The organism is bacterium, from assembly GCA_021108215.1.
In the GTDB taxonomy this organism is placed as follows: Bacteria; Oederibacteriota; JAAXVQ01; order JAAXVQ01; family JAUVAV01; genus JAIORK01.
In genome coordinates, this window is sequence record JAIORK010000048.1 from 1 (window position 1) to 18,047 (window position 18,047).

At 44.6% G+C, this 18,047-nt stretch carries 16 protein-coding genes; 15 read left to right on the forward strand and 1 reads right to left on the reverse strand.

From position 1 onward, the window contains the following. Positions 1-143: 143 nt before the first annotated feature. The gene (locus tag K8S19_10990) at positions 144-1,073 is read left to right on the forward strand and encodes a methyltransferase domain-containing protein (GenBank protein ID MCD4814202.1); all 930 of its coding nucleotides are present in this window, start codon (positions 144-146) and stop codon (positions 1,071-1,073) included. A gap of 92 nt (positions 1,074-1,165) precedes the next feature. Here the strand turns inward: K8S19_10990 and K8S19_10995 are convergent, their stop codons facing one another. Further along, positions 1,166-2,269 (reverse strand): NHL repeat-containing protein, encoded by a 1,104-nt coding sequence (locus tag K8S19_10995; GenBank protein MCD4814203.1) that lies wholly within the window; start codon positions 2,267-2,269, stop codon positions 1,166-1,168. Between the two features lie 484 nt (positions 2,270-2,753). Between K8S19_10995 and K8S19_11000 the strand changes: the two genes are divergently transcribed. The 14 genes from K8S19_11000 to K8S19_11065 all read left to right on the forward strand — a co-directional run bounded on the left by K8S19_11000 (position 2,754) and on the right by K8S19_11065 (position 18,023). Further along, positions 2,754-3,905, forward strand: a complete 1,152-nt coding sequence (locus K8S19_11000) for a DegT/DnrJ/EryC1/StrS family aminotransferase (GenBank protein MCD4814204.1) — start codon at positions 2,754-2,756, stop codon at positions 3,903-3,905. Between the two features lie 206 nt (positions 3,906-4,111). After that, positions 4,112-6,709, forward strand: a complete 2,598-nt coding sequence (locus K8S19_11005) for a glycosyltransferase family 39 protein (GenBank protein ID MCD4814205.1) — start codon at positions 4,112-4,114, stop codon at positions 6,707-6,709. Between the two features lie 82 nt (positions 6,710-6,791). Beyond that, a complete protein-coding gene (locus K8S19_11010; protein ID MCD4814206.1) occupies positions 6,792-7,817 on the forward strand; it encodes a flippase-like domain-containing protein in 1,026 nt (341 codons plus the stop codon). 209 nt (positions 7,818-8,026) lie between these two features. Continuing rightward, positions 8,027-9,439, forward strand: a complete 1,413-nt coding sequence (locus K8S19_11015) for an NAD(P)/FAD-dependent oxidoreductase (protein MCD4814207.1) — start codon at positions 8,027-8,029, stop codon at positions 9,437-9,439. Between the two features lie 97 nt (positions 9,440-9,536). Then, positions 9,537-10,241: a glycosyltransferase family 2 protein gene (locus K8S19_11020; protein ID MCD4814208.1), complete on the forward strand. Its 705-nt coding sequence runs from the start codon at positions 9,537-9,539 to the stop codon at positions 10,239-10,241. A 20-nt stretch (positions 10,242-10,261) separates the two neighbouring features. Next, positions 10,262-10,990 carry a class I SAM-dependent methyltransferase gene (locus tag K8S19_11025; GenBank protein MCD4814209.1) on the forward strand — a complete coding sequence of 243 codons (729 nt, stop codon included), beginning with the start codon at positions 10,262-10,264 and terminating at the stop codon, positions 10,988-10,990. Between the two features lie 86 nt (positions 10,991-11,076). After that, positions 11,077-12,006: a PorV/PorQ family protein gene (locus K8S19_11030; protein MCD4814210.1), complete on the forward strand. Its 930-nt coding sequence runs from the start codon at positions 11,077-11,079 to the stop codon at positions 12,004-12,006. Positions 12,007-12,053: 47 nt separating this feature from the next. Continuing rightward, positions 12,054-12,350: a nucleotidyltransferase domain-containing protein gene (locus K8S19_11035; GenBank protein ID MCD4814211.1), complete on the forward strand. Its 297-nt coding sequence runs from the start codon at positions 12,054-12,056 to the stop codon at positions 12,348-12,350. Beyond that, positions 12,340-12,732 carry a nucleotidyltransferase substrate binding protein gene (locus K8S19_11040; protein MCD4814212.1) on the forward strand — a complete coding sequence of 131 codons (393 nt, stop codon included), beginning with the start codon at positions 12,340-12,342 and terminating at the stop codon, positions 12,730-12,732. The genes K8S19_11035 and K8S19_11040 overlap by 11 nt, the downstream gene beginning before the upstream one ends. An 84-nt stretch (positions 12,733-12,816) precedes the next feature. Next, complete coding sequence (locus K8S19_11045) at positions 12,817-13,617, forward strand: DUF3575 domain-containing protein (protein ID MCD4814213.1); 801 nt, start codon at positions 12,817-12,819, stop codon at positions 13,615-13,617. Positions 13,618-13,650: 33 nt separating this feature from the next. Next, positions 13,651-14,634: a HEAT repeat domain-containing protein gene (locus K8S19_11050; protein MCD4814214.1), complete on the forward strand. Its 984-nt coding sequence runs from the start codon at positions 13,651-13,653 to the stop codon at positions 14,632-14,634. Beyond that, on the forward strand, positions 14,634-15,968 hold the full coding sequence (locus K8S19_11055; protein ID MCD4814215.1) for an amidase domain-containing protein: 1,335 nt from the start codon (positions 14,634-14,636) through the stop codon (positions 15,966-15,968). Before K8S19_11050 ends, K8S19_11055 begins: the two co-directional genes overlap by 1 nt. 11 nt (positions 15,969-15,979) lie before the next feature. Next, positions 15,980-16,906: a PorV/PorQ family protein gene (locus K8S19_11060; GenBank protein MCD4814216.1), complete on the forward strand. Its 927-nt coding sequence runs from the start codon at positions 15,980-15,982 to the stop codon at positions 16,904-16,906. A gap of 100 nt (positions 16,907-17,006) precedes the next feature. After that, a complete protein-coding gene (locus K8S19_11065; protein ID MCD4814217.1) occupies positions 17,007-18,023 on the forward strand; it encodes a T9SS type A sorting domain-containing protein in 1,017 nt (338 codons plus the stop codon). Positions 18,024-18,047 lie beyond the last annotated feature (24 nt).

Here is an 18,047-nt window from a genome sequence, read left to right on the forward strand (position 1 = left end):
TTACGCAAAAAGGTCTTCTGAGTTGAATGTGTCGCACTATAAGTTACAATTCACCGTTCGACAAAAAAATGGTGAACGGTATTGACTTATCGAAGACGAATGGATGTAGAAAATATGCAAAAAAAGGATCGCGATCAGTGATAATGACCGACCAAAAAAAAATTATTGAGCACTTACTGTCGTGTCCGGTTTGCCAATCATCAATAAAAATGGAGGGTGAGTGTATTCAATGCCAATCATGCCAGGCTTTTTTTCCCGTCGTGGAAGGTATTCCGATCATGCTTCCCGGAGAAAAAGATAAAGCATCCATTCAACAGGCAAAAGCAGTTTGGGATGCCAATTGGCAAGCTGTCGAAATGATCGATATCAATCGGATTGAAGATGATCCGGCCTATGCGGATGCGATGAATCATATTCGTGAACATGCGCCTGGAAAATCCTGGGATGTTTTTTTTGAAGCCGGATGTGGTGATGCACGTAAATCTTTGGTGCTTGCGCGGGAAAAAAAAATTCAGGTCATTGGTGTGGATACCAGTCTGTCAGCTTGTCGCCGCGCACGGGATTTATTTACTCAAGCCGGACTTGAGGCTTTATTTGTTGTAGGTGATTTGCGCCAATTGCCCATTCGAGCGTCTGTGGTTGATTATATCTATGCGGGCGGGTCTATGGAGCATTTTCCTGAGACAGAATTGGCGGTCCAAGAGGCCTATCGTGTTCTTACACCGCAGGGGCGCATCACATCAACCGTTCCTTGTTTGTCGATCGCATCATTGACTTATGCACAACTGTGGGGAAATATTCCTGAGCTGCCCATCATCCGTCCTATTGCAGAATGGTTTCATATGCGTTTATTGAAGGGGAAGCATATGAAGTATGGATATGAAAAATCATTTATGCTAAATACATGGAAAAAATATTTTTTAAACGTTGGATTTAAAAATGTTCGCGTGGATTTGTTTAAAACGTATATGGGTTTTCAATTTATTCCCTGGAATTGGTTAAAACGTATCGCGAGAATGCTTACTGGTTTTCGTTGGTTTTGGCCTGTTATCTATGTGGATGCCGACCGTTGAACGGTGTTTGAAAAAAACGGATTAAATGTTTTTATCGTCTGTCAACAAGCATGTTGATTGATTAAGAACGAATGATTTTTTAAAAATAAACTTTATTTTTCGGCGATAAAACTTTCAATTCCGCCACTGCCGGACATATAGAAAACATTTTTTTTATCGACCGCCAATGTGACAGGGAATGGGATGGCGGCTTGCCAGGCCAGTTTCCCTTTGGACGTATATTTTTTTAGCATGTTGTCAGTTAAATCAAGCATATAGACTTCGTTTCCCTGGAGATCAATTACTTCAGCGGTGGTTTTCCAATACCGGACGAACTTACCGGTTGGAGAAAAAACATTGACCCGCTTTGCACCCTTATCCACCACGTAAAGATTTCCCTCGTCGTCCGTGGTCAGGTTTCGCGGTTGGGTGAGTTTGTTTTTTCCAATCGTTTTGAGTTGTTGTCCTGTTGGGCTAAACTGAACCACCACATTTCGGGTTGCATCAGAAATATAAACATTCCCAATCGAATCAAAAGTCAGTCCGCTGGTGGGAGGAACCTGCCAGCGTTGCATGAATTTCCCGGTGCTATTAAAAATAACAATTTCACTGTTGGTTCGGTCCCAAGCTGCGATATTACCATCACCATCAACATCAACCAGGTAAGGATCAAAGGTTTCTTTTTTTGCTTGTATGCGGGTTATATCAAACAGGGATTTCCGTGTTGCAATATCCCATACAATAATTTTATGCAAATTAATATCAACCAGTAAAAGTCGATTGAGGGAATCTTTTCTTAAATATATGGGACCGGTAAAATGGCCGGGTCTGTCGGGGAGACCCCGGACACCAATGATATCGGGCAATCGTCGCAGGACCCTTTGCTGATCAGTTTTTGTTTTCACGACATAGAAGACTTCAAAAGAAACCAAAATGCCGAGTAATAAAATGATTCCAACACGAAGAAAATTCGGAAGTCCCCGTTTTGGGGGTATTGGCTCAGGTTGGATTGTTTGTATTGGAACTGTCACGACAGGTTCCGGAACGCCTTTTTTTTGTTCAATGTGCGCCTTGGTTGGGATAGGATCAGCGGCAACCACTTTTTTTGTCGCTGTTTTTTTTGTTACAGCCTTTTTTGTGGTGACTATGCGTGCTTTGGTTGCCTTTTTTTTGGTTGTTTTGGCCGTTTTTGTCTGTTTTATTGATTTATCTGGCATTGTGGCAGCACCTTTTCAAAGAATTTTATCGTGCCAACGCAAACACAATGGGTAGCCTGCCCGGCGAATGCCGGGTAAGCCCATTGATGAAGCGAGTTAATATCGCCGAAGGCGAACATCTCAGGACAAAAATACCACGGGCGTCAAGTGTGGACCCGAGAAGAATTATCATATATCATGTGGGTTAAGTCTGTGGATTTTTATCGTTAAATTTTAAGATATTATAGAATAATCAATATGCTCATACAAGTAAATTAAACAAAGATATCCGGTTGGTATAAAATAAAATATTGGAATGCACGACTAGAGGAATAAAAAAGTAGAAAAAATATATGAAATAAGTAAAAATAGCTCTGCTTCTTTTGAAGAGAACTTTTTTGTGATCACGCAAACAAGTGATGGTTAAAGCAGGTTGAATAAAATGTTGATTTTTTAAGGATGAGCAATCAAGCAATACAGAGAAAAATTATAAGGATACCAAGAAATGAGGCATATTGGATCGATGAAAAATAAGGCGCAAACCGTGAAAAAAAATCTTGTACCATTTATAAATTTACCCCAACAGCATAAAGGTTTGAAAAAAGAATTGCTGGCAGTTCTGGGGGAAACCCTTGATTCGGCCCAATTTATTATGGGGCCTCAGACTAAGGCATTGGAGAAGGAGCTGGCCCACGTTTGTAAAGCGAAGCATGCCTTGGGTGTCAATTCCGGAACCGATGCCCTGATTTTAGCCTTGCGGGCATTGGATATTGGTCCGGGTGATGAGGTGATTGTACCGGATTTTACTTTTGTAGCAACGGCCACAGCTGTCATGCTGGTTGGTGCGACGCCGGTGCTGGTTGACATTGATGAGGCGTCATTTCATCTTGATTTGGATGCTGTTCAAAAAAGCATAACCCGTAAAACCAAGGCAATCATCCCGGTTCATTTATACGGGCAGGCAGCGGACATGAACCGGCTGATGGCCATTGCCAGGAAAAATAAAGTAGCGGTGATTGAAGATGCCGCCCAGGCGATCGGTGCCATGTACCGGAAAATGCCGGTCGGTGCGATCGGTCACGTGGGGTGTCTCTCGTTTTTCCCAACAAAGAACCTGGGCGCCTTGGGTGATGCCGGAATGGTGATGACCAATAACGCAGATTTGGCAAAACGGTTAAACCGGCTCCGGCAGCATGGTGCTGACCGTAAATATTACCACGATGAATTGGGGGTGAACTCCCGATTGGCGGAAGTACAGGCAGCGGCCCTGCGTGTTAAGCTGCCATTGCTGCGCGCGTGGAACAAAAGGCGTCAATCCATCGCTGCGGCCTATGCCAAAGCATTTGCAAAGCTGCCGATTTTCACACCACAGGTGGTAAAAGGCAATACGCATGTTTTTCATCAGTACGCGATTCGCACAGCTAAGCGTGATTTGCTCCAGCACTATCTTTTGGAAAAAGGCATCAGCACGGCAGTGCATTATCCGCTGCCGCTGCATCAACAGCCGGTATTGTCCAACAATGTTTCGGCACGCAGGAAGTTTCCCAACAGTGACCAAGCGGCCAAGGAAGTTCTCTGCCTGCCGATTGTACCGGAAACCACGGACCAGGATGTCAAGCAGGTGATTACACAGGTGCAGGCTTTTTTTAAGTGTTAATAAAAAAGATTTTATAAAAGCTTGAAAACAAAGGCATGATCCACAGATTTCGCAGATTTTTTGGATTAGGTCTAAAAGACAAAACATAAAAGCAAATGATTTAAAGTTTTTTAAAATCGGCGTAATCGGTGTAATCTGCGGATAGGAATTTGACTTTATTTGGACAAGAATGCTTGGGAAAGCAAAAAATAAAAACGAGGAATGCAATGGCAGGTAAAACGATGCGCAAGAAAAAAATATCTCAGCAAAAGCGTGGGCAGCGAAAAAATATTGTAGCAACTGCCGGAGCACCCAAAATTTTTCAATGGCTTGAACTGTATAAACCCGGTTTTGTCGGTATGGCAGTGATCCTGGCCTGGTTGGGACAAAATCAGTTTGCGGCCCGGCACTTATCTCTGGGGCTTTTATTTTGGGTTTTGGCAGCAGTGTTTGCTGTGATCGCTTTTTGGAAACAGTCCGATCACAGATCTTCTGAAATCGACCAGGACTCCAAATTTGAGGCAATGGCATTGGGACTTATTGTTGTGGTTGCCATCGTGGTCCGGGTATGGCGGTTGGCGGAGATTCCGCACGGGTTTCATTTTGATGAGGCGGTCAATGCGTTGATTGCGCTTCAGATTATTCAGGAACCGGGTTATTTGCCTATCTTTGGTCCTTCTGACGCACCTTTACCGACATTGTTTCATTATTTTAATGTTGTGGCGCTTGTTTTTATTGGGGTCAGCGCTACGGCCGTGAAGTTTGTTCCGGTATTTGCCGGGACCGCGACGGTAATTATGTTTTATTTTCTTGCACGGCGGATGGTTTCCCGTCCGGTTGCCCTGGCAGGCGCGCTCCTGTTTGCACTGCTGCGCTGGCATATCAATTTTTCGCGGATTAATTTTGTGGGTATTCTCACACCCCTTTTCGGGGTGGCGGCGGCTTATTTTTTAATTCGCGGGATGGAGACCAAGAACCGGTGGCATATGGCTTTTTCCGGGTTGTCCGTCGCACTGGGATTGTACACCTATTATGCCTCCAATTTAGTGCCGTTTGTGCTCGGCCCTTATATGGTGCTCCAGCTGGCCTGGGACAGAAAATTTCTCAAGGAACAGTGGCAAGGACTTTTGGCTTTTTTGGTTGTTTCCCTGGCGGTTTTTATACCGCTGGGTCATTTTGCACTGACTGAGAAGCATCGTTTTTTTTCCCGCAACGGGCAGGTGATTATTTTTAGTCATGTGCCGCCCGAACAAGCGCTGGAAGCCCTATGGCGAAATATTAAGACTACACTTTTGATGTTTCATTATTTTGGAGATTGTAATGGCAGACACAATCTTCCGGAAGCACCCATGCTTTCGCCGATTGCCGGACTGTTGTTCGGTTTTGGTCTGATTTGGTCATTCATGCGGCTGCATCGCCGGCATACGTTTCTTGCGGTCTGGTGGTTTTTGGTTGCGTTGGTGCCGGGATTTTTAACCATTGAAGCACCGCAGAGTTATCGCTGTATTGGCGCGATTGTTCCGGTGATGCTCATTATGACCTTTGGCTTGGAACGACTCTGGCAGGCGGTGCGCGAGTTGACCGAGGGGATGCGTATCCGGCCGTGGCTTTGGGTCGGTCTGGTTTTGTTGGTTGCGGTGATCGGCTCCCGCAACCTGTATGATTATTTTGTGCGGCAGGCCGGGCATGTTGCCAGTTGGTCGGAGTTTTCTTCTCAACAACATGCGATCGGCAGCCGGATTCATGCGCTGGGATCCGATTACCATACTTATATTTCAGCCGGGTCGTATTATTATCCCACGATTCGTTTTATGGGATATCCCCATCATGATACGGAACCATTTGATATGATTCAGTCCATTCCATCGGACTACCAGAAAGAAAAAAATCTGTCCTATATGTTACTGCCGATTCATGACGGCGCTTTGGAACTGCTGCGTTATTACTATCCCGATGGGAAAGAAACAATCCATCACAGTCCGTATGATTTTTCCTTGTTTACATCGTATGAGGTGCTTCAGGCGGAGATCCAGGCCTCGCGGGGTTTGCTGGCAAGTTATCAAGACAGCCGAGGCAGGGTCATCACGGAGCACGCCGGCAAACAGGGATTCAGCATCAACCTTGCAATACACGAACTGGCGGCACCTATCCGGGTAAGCTGGACCGGAAGCATACGCGCACCTGCTTGGGAAACCTATCAGTTTCGTTTGCAGGGGGAAGAACGCGCTGTGATACGAATTGAGGACCGGGTTGTTTCGGGTAAGGGTGTTGAATTGGCGCAGGGCATGCACCGTATTTCCGTTCAGGCCAGGTTGAGGGATAGTCGGAAAACAGTGACCTTGCAATGGAAGCGCGGTACTACCGGACCCTGGAACACGGTTCCCGGACATGTTTTATCGCCGCGAATCCAGGTGCATGGACTGGTGGGGACGTATTACCGCGCAACCGACTGGAGCGGCCGGCCCACATTTTGCCGCGTGGATCCGCTGATTTCCATGTTGGGTCATGATTTTACCATGGCATCACCCTTCTCGGTTCGTTGGGCAGGCACCATTTTGATACCTGAGACAGGCCGTTATACCTTTGGGACGTTATCCAATGAGCGTTCCTGGGTCTTTATTGATGGCCAGGCAGTGGTGGCCAATGATAAAGTTGATCGTGAAGCACAGGGCAGTACACGCCTGAGTAAAGGGAAACATTCGATTCGGATTGATTATCAAAAGACCGAGGGAGCCTATCCCAGAATTGTTTTTTACTGGACGCCGCCGGGTAAACCCAAGGAGAAAGTACCTTTTACCGTGCTATCCGTCGAGCAGGGACGCTGAGCCGGACGTAAAGATTAGGGCGGTAATTTTTTTAATCTGATTGGATCAAGAAAAAAGGCATGATCCTATTAAGGAAGGCAAAATGAGTTTACTAAAAAAGAAAAGATTTTGGATCGGTATTTTTATGACCGGTTTGTTTTTGTATTTGGTTTTTCGTCAGGTGGATGTGTTCGGTTTGAAAACCGCGCTGGTGCATGCGGACTATCGCTGGTTGGTGCCCGCATTGATTGTTTATCTGTTGGGGTATGTGTTGCGTGCGATTCGCTGGCAATACTTGATGCACACGATTAAGCGGATATCCTGGCAGCAGCTGTTCCCTCCGCTGATTTTAGGGTTTATGTTTAATAATGTTTTTCCTGCGCGGGCAGGTGAATTTGTCCGGGCGTATGTGGTTGGGAAACGTGAAAATATATCCAAGAGTGCGGTTTTTGCCACCGTGATCATGCAACGTGCTTACGATGGCCTGGTGATGGTATTGTTTGCCGGTGTGGTGCTTTATTTTTATCACCTGCCGGAAACGCAGGGGAATGCGGAGTTTGTCCAAATGATTAATTTGATTGTTAATCTGACAACGCTGCTGTTTGTTGCCATGTTTATAATCCTGTTTGCGATCATCACCTGGAAAAAATTAGCGACAACTGTTTTAGGGAAGTTGACCCGGATGTTGCCCGAGAAAATCGGCCGGCCTGTGGATAAGATATTCGGTTCATTGCTTGATGGTTTTTCCGTACTTAAAAGTAAGCGCAACAGCATGCTGGCGTTTACTTTTTCCGTATTGGCCTGGAGCGGCGAGAGTGCGGCCTATTATTTTGTGCTCCGTGCCTTTGGGCTGGAGCTGCCGGCCTATGTGGCGATTATGCTTATGGCAGTCGTGAATCTCGGTATTATGATTCCGTCCTCGCCGGGCTATATCGGACCTTTTGAGTTTTTTGGTGTCGGTACTTTGATGCTTTTTGGTATTGTGAAAAGCACGGCCCTGCCATGCATTTTAGTGATTCATACATTGGTGTGGCTGCCGATTACATTGTGGGGATTTTATTATATGTGGACCATGAAACTCAGCTTTCGCGAGATGGAGGCTAAAGCGCAGGAATCCGCAGGAATATAGCACGAGATGGGTATTCCCGGCAAGTGGTTATTTTATTCATGCGAACACGAAAAATCCCGGATTATTTACCGTAAATGTTGCTGGGCGAACAGTTTTAGTATACTCAATGATATCGCTTCGCATGAATAAAATAACCACTTGCCGGGAATAGTAATGTCTTGGGATGCTGACGCTGAATCGGGAAATTTTTAGTACAAGGAGCCTATTGTATGAATATCGGTATTATCGGAGCAGGGCTGGCCGGGTTGACGGCGGCCCGTCAATTATTAAAAGCCGGGCACAACGTTACGGTTATTGAAAAAGAAAAAAAAACAGGCGGACTGGCCGGGACTTTTTCGTTTCAAGGTACGCGCCTGGAGATTTTTTATCACCATTTTTTCACCACCGACCAAGAGACCGTGCAACTGATTAAAGAGGTGGGTCTGGCGGATGAAATTATCTGGCAAGAGACGCCCATGGGGATTTTTAAGAACAACCGGCTGTTTAAGTTTGCCTCACCCCTGGATTTGATCCGTTTTAAACCGCTCTCGTTTTTTAACCGCATCCGGTTTGGTGTGGTTGTGCTGTATTTATCCAGGATAAAAAATTGGTGGAAATATGAGAATGTTTGTGCCAAAGATTGGATTATCCAGGCGTTTGGAAAGCAAGCATGGGAGGTTATTTGGGGCCCCTTGCTGCATGGGAAATTTGGTGAGTATGCATCTGAAATCGGTATGCCCTGGTTTTATTCCCGGATTCACACCCGCGCCGGGAGCCGCGAAAAAGGGATGACCAAAGAAAGCCTGGGATATCTTCGGGGAAGTTTTCAGGTGTTGCATGACCGTTTGGTACAGGACATTAAAAAGTTGGGCGGCAGCGTCCGCTGCAGCGAAGCAGTCCGTCAAATCGTGGTAAAGAATGGGAGGGCTCGAGGTTGGAAGACATCCGCCAAAACAGAGATATTCGATAGTGTGCTGGCAACCTTGGCGCCTCAGGGTCTTATAAAATTACTTTCAAAAAACAGTGTTGGCGATTACTGGGACCGTCTCCGGCAGGTGACCTATATCGGCAATGTCTGCGCAGTGTTGACATTGAAGCGGTCATTGTCACCGATTTACTGGATGAATATTCCTGATCGACAAAGTCCCTTCATTGCTGTGATTGAGCATTCCAATTTTATTGATAAGAAAAATTATCAAGACCGGCATGTACTCTATCTTTCTTCCTATCTGCCGACAGAGCATCCCCGCTACCGTGCAGACGATAAGACACTGCTCAAAGAATATTACGACTATCTTAAAAAAATTATTCCTTCTTTTACGCCGGCGGATGTTGTACAGAGTCATGTTTTTCATGCGCCGTTTGCCCAACCCGTCATTCGGGCTGGATTCGGAAAAACCCTGGTTCCGTATGCGTCGCCCATTACCGGGTTGTATCTGGCAAATATGGCCCAAATTTATCCGGAGGATCGGGGGATGAGTTACAGCATCCGCCTGGGTCGGGAAGCGGCGGAAACCATAAAAGAATATATACCGGAAAAGAAAGCTGTGCGGTCCGGGATTACGAAAGCAACTGGTTTGAAAAAGATTAAAAAAGCCGGGCAAAAACGCGTAATTTGGAAGAAAACCACGAAGCGAAAATAAAAAACTGCTATACTGGATGCATTCATGCAAGGGAAGTTGTATCATTTGTAGTAATATATTTTTCAAATTTTTTTTTAAAAAGGATCGGTTTATCATGATGGACAAACAAAAATTAAATATTTCCGCTTTCTTTCCTGCGTACAATGAGGCTGCGAATTTAGAAAAACTAACCCGCAAAACCGTGGAGACTTTACAACAGCTGGCCAACCAATGGGAGGTCATTATTGTGGATGACGGCTCATCAGACCATACGGCTGAGGTGGCGGCAAAACTGGAAAAAGAATTTCCCGGTGTCCGTTATATCCGGCATCAAAAAAACCAGGGATACGGCGGTGCGGTCAAGACCGGTCTGCGTGAGGCTAAACTGGATTGGATTTTTTTTACAGACGGTGACGGCCAATTTGATACTTCAGAGATCGCCCTGCTGCTGCCGGCAACCCAAGCAGCTGATTTTGTTGCCGGATACCGCCTGAAGCGGCAGGACGGTTTTCTACGCTCCTTAAATGCTTTTGCCTGGGGAACGCTGGTGAGGACTTTGTTTGGGCTGCATGGCAAGGTCCGGGATATTGACTGCGCGTTTAAACTTTTCCAGCGGCGTGTGGTGGATGGTGATGAAATTCAAGCCAAGGGCGCCATGATTTCAACCGAACTTTTAGCCCGGGCAAAAAAGATGGGGTACACGTTTCGGGAGGTGGGGGTCCACCATTACCCGCGCATTGCCGGGACACAGACCGGAGCAAATATTAAAGTGATCCTGCGTGCATTCGGGGAGTTGTTCCGGCTGTATGGGAAATTGAAATGATCGGACGGAGTGTTTGAGCCATGGTACGATCCATTTCGCGGAACAGGATTGTCCGCACTATTTTTACAAAATTGGCAATATTCTATGATGTACTTGAACCGGCTTTAATCAGCAAACAAGGAGCGCAGTGGCGCAGTCATGCGATAGATATTTCCGGTTTGGTGAAGCCGCATCGTATTTTGGATGCGTGTTCCGGGACCGGCATTCAGTCCATACAGCTGGCGCGCCATTTTGGGTCACCCACGCATGTGGTGGCGGTCGATTTCTGCCCTGCCATGGTGACGCTTGCCAAACAAAAAATTCGCAGCGACCATCTGCACCGGCGGATTGAGTGCAAAACCGAGAATGTTGAGATTATGCCTTTTCCGGATGAATTTTTTGATGCCGTGTTTATTTCTTTTGGGATGCGCTTTGTCTCTGATATTCGCACTGTGCTCAAAGAATGCCGCCGCGTTTTGAAAAAAGACGCCCCCATGATTATCCTTGAATTGGCAGTGCCGGTAAATCCCTTCTGGCGTTTGTTGACGATCGTGCAGCGGGAATACTGGCTGCCATTTTGGGGATGGTGGAAGGCGCGTATTCCCAGCAGTATGCTGCACCATCTGAATGATTCACTGATCCACTATCCGGATGCCGACAAATTAGGGCGCATGTTGATTCGTGCCGGTTATGATGAGGTGGAGTACGAAGAACTCAGCGGCGGGACGTTTACCCTCCATCGGGCCATCAAACCCGGCGGAGAGGAATAATTTTTTTTAAAAAAAGTGCATGGAAAAAAGCGAAAATCAGTCTAATAGTAAAGGCTGAAATTCAATTGAGGGGAGAAAAAACCAGAATGAAAAAAGTTATTATTTTACTGAGTATTTTGCTAATGCCGTGTGTGGCAGGGGCGGATGGCAACAACTATGGTGCCGGGTCTTATTTGTTCCAAGGTGTGGGCAGCAGAGCATCCGGTATGGGCGGTGCCTTTGTCGCGCTGGCGGATGATGCCACTGCCGGTTATTGGAATCCGGCCGGTTTGGGGCAGATGGATTTATATATGTACCAGGCAGGCATGCAATATGCTTTTTTGGATAATAAGATGAGTTCAAGTTATCTGTCGTATTCTTTTCAAATTCCCGATCTGGGTGCATTTTCCCTGTCATGGATCAACTTTGGTGTGGGTGAACTGGAGGGCCGGGGTGAAAGCGGAGAGGTCACCAATACGTTTAGCAGTTCAGAAAACACACTTATTGTCAGCTATGGCAAAAAAATCCATAATTGGGTCAAGGGATTGAGTCTGGGGGCCAATTTGAAAATGCTTCATCAAGGTATTGATGCCTATTCAGCGTATGGGTTTGGGCTTGATGTGGGGGCTCTTTGGCAGCCGGTACTGTATTGGGACCATACCCTCGGGATTAATATCCAGAATCTTTTCCAGCAGCTTCACTGGCAGGATTCGGATGCCAAGGATGCTTCGCTGGTAAATGTCAAGCTGGGTGCTGCTATGCGTTTTTTGCCGTCTCAGGAAGAAATATATTTTAATCATTTGATAACCGCCATTGATTTTGAATTCACAGAATATCAGCGTTTCAATGCCCGGATCGGGGTGGAGTACTGGTATGTCGAGAGTCTGGGTGCGCGGGTGGGGTACAATGGCCAGGAAGTGACTGCCGGCGCGTCCTACCGTCCGAATATTTATGAAATTGATTATGCATTTCATTATGATTTGTCCGAAGTCGGCGCCCACCAGCACCGGATATCGGTCTTGTTGCGGTTTAAGTAGGATAGCCATGGTTGTTTGCAGGCGGTGTGTGATACAATAAATTCGCTATGACAAACAGAGAGCAGGAAATTCAACAAAAAATTATTGCGGTTCTTCAAAAACAGTTGGCACCTGACAGGATTATATTGTTCGGTTCACGCGGCAAGGGTTTACATGCACCTCAGGCGGATTTTGATGTTGCATTGCCCGGGAAATCACCGGGTATTGATAAAATGCAACAGATGCGTCAGGAACTTGAAACTGTTTTAGGGCTGTACAAAGTGGATGTTGTTTTTCTAAATGATGTAGATCCGGAATTCAAACAAATTATTTTGCAAACCGGGAAAACACTCTATGAAAAATGAAATTAAGTTTGCATTTGAAAAATTAGGGAAAGCGCTCACGAAACTGGATGAAGGTGCGCGGTCGGCGCGCGAGGAACTGGAAAGAGACGGCGTCATCCAGCGTTTCGAATTTTCTTTTGAACTTTTTTGGAAAACTTTGAAAATTATTTTGGCAGACCAGGGCATCCAGGCTGCCACGCCCAAAGCCATCCTCCAGGAGGCTTTTCGGCTGGGATGGATTACAGAAGATCAAGTATTCCTAAACATGCTTGAAGACCGCAATCGTACGTCCCACATCTATGACAGCCGGACAGCTCTCGCCATTTTTAACCGCATTCAGGAACAGTATGTGTCCCATTTGAAAGAAGTTTTTCAAAAAGTTGCGGAACAGTATCACGATTAAAAATAATTTTAAAAAAATTAAATGAAAATCAGAAAAGATCAGTCTAAGTAATTAAAGGGTGATATCCCAAAAAAAGGAATGTAAATGAGGAATAAAATAATTATTATTTTTTTTCTGTTTATACTGTCGATTTGTACGATGTGTCGGGCAGAAAAACCATCAGAGGAAATATCCTGGATAAGTCTGGAGCAATTGGATAATCAGGATGAATGGGAACCATTGGAAAGAAGCAATCCCGATTCACAGGGCAATTCAGTCAATGCAGGGGAAGTGATTGTTTCTGTTGATCTTGAAGAACCATCTGAGGTGCTGAATCCGCCGGAAGTGCTTATGGTCGGGACTGCCGAAGATGGAAAAAATATGGAAGAAAATTCGGTGGCATTTCGATACAGCCTGTTGTTTGACCCCCTGAGATTGGCTATTGAAGATGATGATTGGACACAGACGGTCGAGGCTCAATTGGAAAGTACGATTACAGACAAAATATCCATTGTACTCATTGGATTGTATTCTTTTTTAACTTCTGAACGAAATTATTTGGCGGGGAAATATAACCGGTACGGATTTGGAGGTGGGATGCGTTATTATCCTGCCGGAGAGACGGGGAGCCAATGCGGCTTCTGGTTGGGTCCCAAAGCGACTGCTCAGTTTGGAAGGTATGCCTTTGAAACCGTAAGCGGTTATTCAAGCACGCTTGATGATACAATTCTGACTGTCGGCGCCGAGGCTGGTTTTAAATGGTTTGTCGGCAGGGATGTGGGGATCGTTATTTCGCCTTATGCCGGTTATTACTACATGACGGTCCAATATCCTGATGAAGATTATTTGGAGAAGTTGGAACATGATTACTTTTTTATGGGGATTTATATTGGGATGGGATTTTAAAGAAGAGGACTATTAAAAAAAGAGGATTAAAAAATGAAAATGAATAAAAAGGTCATCATCATTTTATCTGCAGTCGGTATTGTTGCCATTGCTACAGCAATCACAGCAACTACCGGAGGACAAATGTCGTTTGAAGAGGCGTTTGCGAAAAAAAATGCGGCTAGAAAGGCCGCCTATCAAAAGAAATTTAAAAAAGAAAAACCTTTAGAATGGAATTCGGAAATTCAGGCGCGTCAGTTACAGGAAAAATATGGAAAAAAAGTGGATGCAAATATCAAACGGGTGGAAGAAGTATTGGCCAATCCGGGGAAATCCAGTGATCAAACGATCATGTACTTAGGATGGGCTAAAGATATTAAAGCAATACCTGTATTAAAAAAAGTACTGGAAAAAGATATATGCGCAAAGAGTCGGCAATTTGCGGTTGTGGCATTGCAGACAATCGGGGATCATTCAGTTATCCCTGCTTTGCAAAAAGCATTGGAGGATAAAGACCAACGCGTGAAGGTTGCAGCAGCCATAGCATTAGCCAAATTCAATCAAATTAATCAGGCATTTCCAACATTAAGGGATACTGCGCTAAAGAAGGGCATCGAAAATTGGATCATTGATTTTAATGGAGAAGCAGGCAAGAAATATTTATTAAAAAATCGAAGAGATGTCCAAAGTAAGACTAAAAGCTTACCAAGTAAAGCATTGAGGGCTTTAGGGGAAATTGGAGACGAAAAATCCATTGAAGTTGTGCGTCAAAGCCTAAATGATAAAGTGACCTACGTGAGGTTTATTTCGGCATCAATTTTGCTCAAAAAAAATGATAAAAAACGCGCATTACCTGTACTTGAAGCAATAATCCTTGATTCAAATACTTCGAGCACAATTAGGCCATCGGCCATTGGCGTGGTTGTTCAAAGTAAAGGATGGCAAGAGAAAAAGCTCATCAAGCAATTGCTCAATTCTCGGAATTCGATTATTGTGCAGGAAACAGAAAAAGCAATTCAAAGGCATAAGGACGATTGATGATGAAAAGAAAAATAATATTTATTCTAACCGCTTTATTTGGGTTTTCTTTTTTAGCGCAATCAGTTGTTGCTTACAATACTGCGGTTGTTGCGCAATATGCCGATGATTATTGGGATAGGAGAAATCCTGATTATGACAATTTTCATGGTGCTGATTGTGCGAATTTTGTTTCACAATGCCTGATTGCGGGTGGGATGATGCTTGGAACAGATGAAGACAAAGCTCTTTTTATCGATGGTGTACTGGAGGATCACATAAAAAAAGGCGGTGTCATATCAACAGTGGTCAGTTTGATGCCCTATATTGAAAATTTTGAGCATGCTGAAAAAATAATATCAAATTCTGTTGAATATTTAAATACCGTACTGAATGTTGGCGATGTTGTGGTATTTGGCTACGACGATGGAGATGTTTTGAGTAATGAATATGATGAGTTTTCACATTCAGCGATTGTGTATAAAAAAGATCAGGGTGAAATATTATTAGCATACCATTCAACGGATAGTATTGACGTTACGATTCAAGAAGCAATTAATAATGGGAATTATAACAGAATTATTGCATACCATTTTCCGAACAGCACAGAGACCGGTCAACATGTAAGGTTTTACGGAACCGGGGAATATTATGGTGATCATACGTTGGACATGATTGTGATGGATTCGGGATATAATTATGAAGGTTATATTATTGATTCAACAGATGATGGTGAACAGGATCTTGTGGTTGGTGAAAATACCAGCTCATTAAATGGCTGCGCGCACTTCATCAAGGCCTATTGCAGTGATGCGCATAAAGGTATTCCGGATGACGGATTGATATTCGGACAGCCCTGGACCAGTCACGATCCAGATCATTGGGCCTATTGGGCCAGGTTGGCGGTTGTTTATGCCAACCAAAATAATTATTCCAGCTTGGATACGTTACAGGCTATTTGGTATATTACGGATCGCTCAGGTTCGTACAATCAAATTTTAACAGGCATCGGATATGCTTCTGACGGGCCGGATAAAAATATTTCAGGCTATTATCCTCCTGTGAATGACAATTCCATCAAGTTATTTCATAATAAGTTCAATCCAATAAATAACGAGACGATGAGTATTGTTTACAATCTTTTCGAAAGCGGACCGGTTTCCATTAAAATTTATACGATTGACGGTACATTAGTGGTGACAATTTTGAATGGCGTTTTTCGAAATGCGGGGTCACATTTGGAAGTGTGGCATGGTAAAAATGAACGGCTAAATATTGTTGCCAGCGGTATTTATTTTTTGCATATTGAAGCGCCAGGGCTTAAGGATACCAAGAAAATATGTGTTGTGAAATAAGGAAGGCGTCTATGTTTTTAAGTTTTTTAAGAAAAATAAAAAGAACTTCAATTGTTTCGGTGATGGTTTTTGTCTGCTTGCCGTTTGCGGTTTATTCAGAGGATTATGCAGAGACAGGCGGCAGGTTTTTGTTGCAGACTGCAGGAGCGAGAGTATTGGCGATTGGTGAGGCGTATACTGCAGTTGCAGATGATATTTATGCACTCTATTATAATCCTGGCGGTTTGGCCAAGGTCAAACGCGGTGAATTGAACGCACAATATCGCAAGGGCTTGGTGGATACCTATTATGGTTTTTTAGGTATCACGGTTCCGACCGAGCATTCAACACTGGGAGCAAGTTTTTTTACTTTTCAGGGCGGCGAGATTGAGATTAATGAGCTGGATGGGACCTCGGAAACCTTGAAAGCGGAGGAAGACTATGTTGTGAGTCTGGGGATAGGATATTATCTGGATAGTGTGCCTGGAAAATTGGGGTTTGGTGTGGCAGTGAAGGTTATTTCTTCAAAGTTGGTTGAAGAATACGAAGCCTATGCACTTGCGATGGACATTGGCGGTTATTATGATACAGCGGTCAAAGGATTGTCGATTGGTTTTGTTTTTCAAAATATTGGGACAAAAATAAATTATCTGGAACATGCTGATCCATTACATTTTACTTCCAGGCTGGGTATTGCTTATAAGCTTGACATGGGCATGCAAAACCATTTATGGACATCTCTGGATATTATAAGTGAGGATAAAGTAAACGTTGGTATGGAATTCGCCATCAAACAAGTTGTTTTTTTTCGTGCAGGATATAAACATGGATATGATCTGGAGTCCTTTACCTGTGGTGTTGGTTTCTCGGTAGGGATGCTTAGGATTGATTATGCATTGGGCTTGATGGGGACGCTGGGAGAAAATCACCTGATTTCAATCACATTCCGTGATAGCTAAAAATTATATTCAAAATTGGTTCGGTTTGAATCCAAAGCTTGAGACTGGTCAGGAAATAGGCTATACTAATAAGATAGCGTATCGCTAATTGGAGCCTGTTATGATAAAAAAATGGTTTTCTGGAATCGTAGTGGGGTTGACTGTTGCAATGGTTTTGACCCCGACACTATTTGCGGCTGAACTGATTTTGAATCGTGATTTTTTATCATCCAATCCTTCTTATATTCCGCAATGGGTGACCGGAGCCAGTCCCACGTCTTTTAACCCGACGATTCATTCCGGGGTTGTCCAGCCGGACGCCAATCCAGGCAATGTTGCGGTGGCACCGGGCAATAGTCTGGGCGGGTATACAAATTCTTATTTACAGCAATATTTGCATATTCCCAGAGATGCGGTGGGCAGCACCCTGACGTTTTATTATCAATGGAAAATTTCCTATGTCTTTGGAACACAGTTGTATATGGATGCGCATTTTGGCGGGATTGAAGTGGCCCGTGAACAGGGGAATGGGGAGTTGATCCAGGCGACACCCACACCCGGCTGGACACAGGTTCAGCACTATCTGAATCTACCGGCTTACAGCGATCAAAATGTTACCTTGCGGTTTCGGGCGTTTGATGACGGGGTTTCGGACCCTAATTATATATATGTAGATGATGTCTCTTTGGATGTGATCACTGCCACCAAGACCATTACCCCGACGATCACACTGACTGCGACGCGCACACCAACGTATACCATCACACCGACATTCACCTATACACCGACCATTACGCCTACCTATACAATTACACCCACCATAACCCAGACGGCCAGTGTCACCCCCTGGCCGGTGCCGCAAGGGGATGTGATTGTCTATCCCAATCCGGCTTCCGGTGATCAGGTGACGTTTATGTATTCGCTTAGTGCACCGGCGGATATCAGTATTGATATCTATAATTTACTGGGATACAAGGTTGCGCATCTGGAGGATAACAATAAAATTGCGAACATCAACCGCAAGACAACCTGGAATATTAAAGATATTGCGCCTGGGGTGTATTTGTTTCAAGCTAGTGTGAAAAGTGCCCAGGGGACCAGTAAAAATAAAATCCGGCGTTTGGTGATTACAAAATAATGAAAGTAGGGAACGGTCGCGACC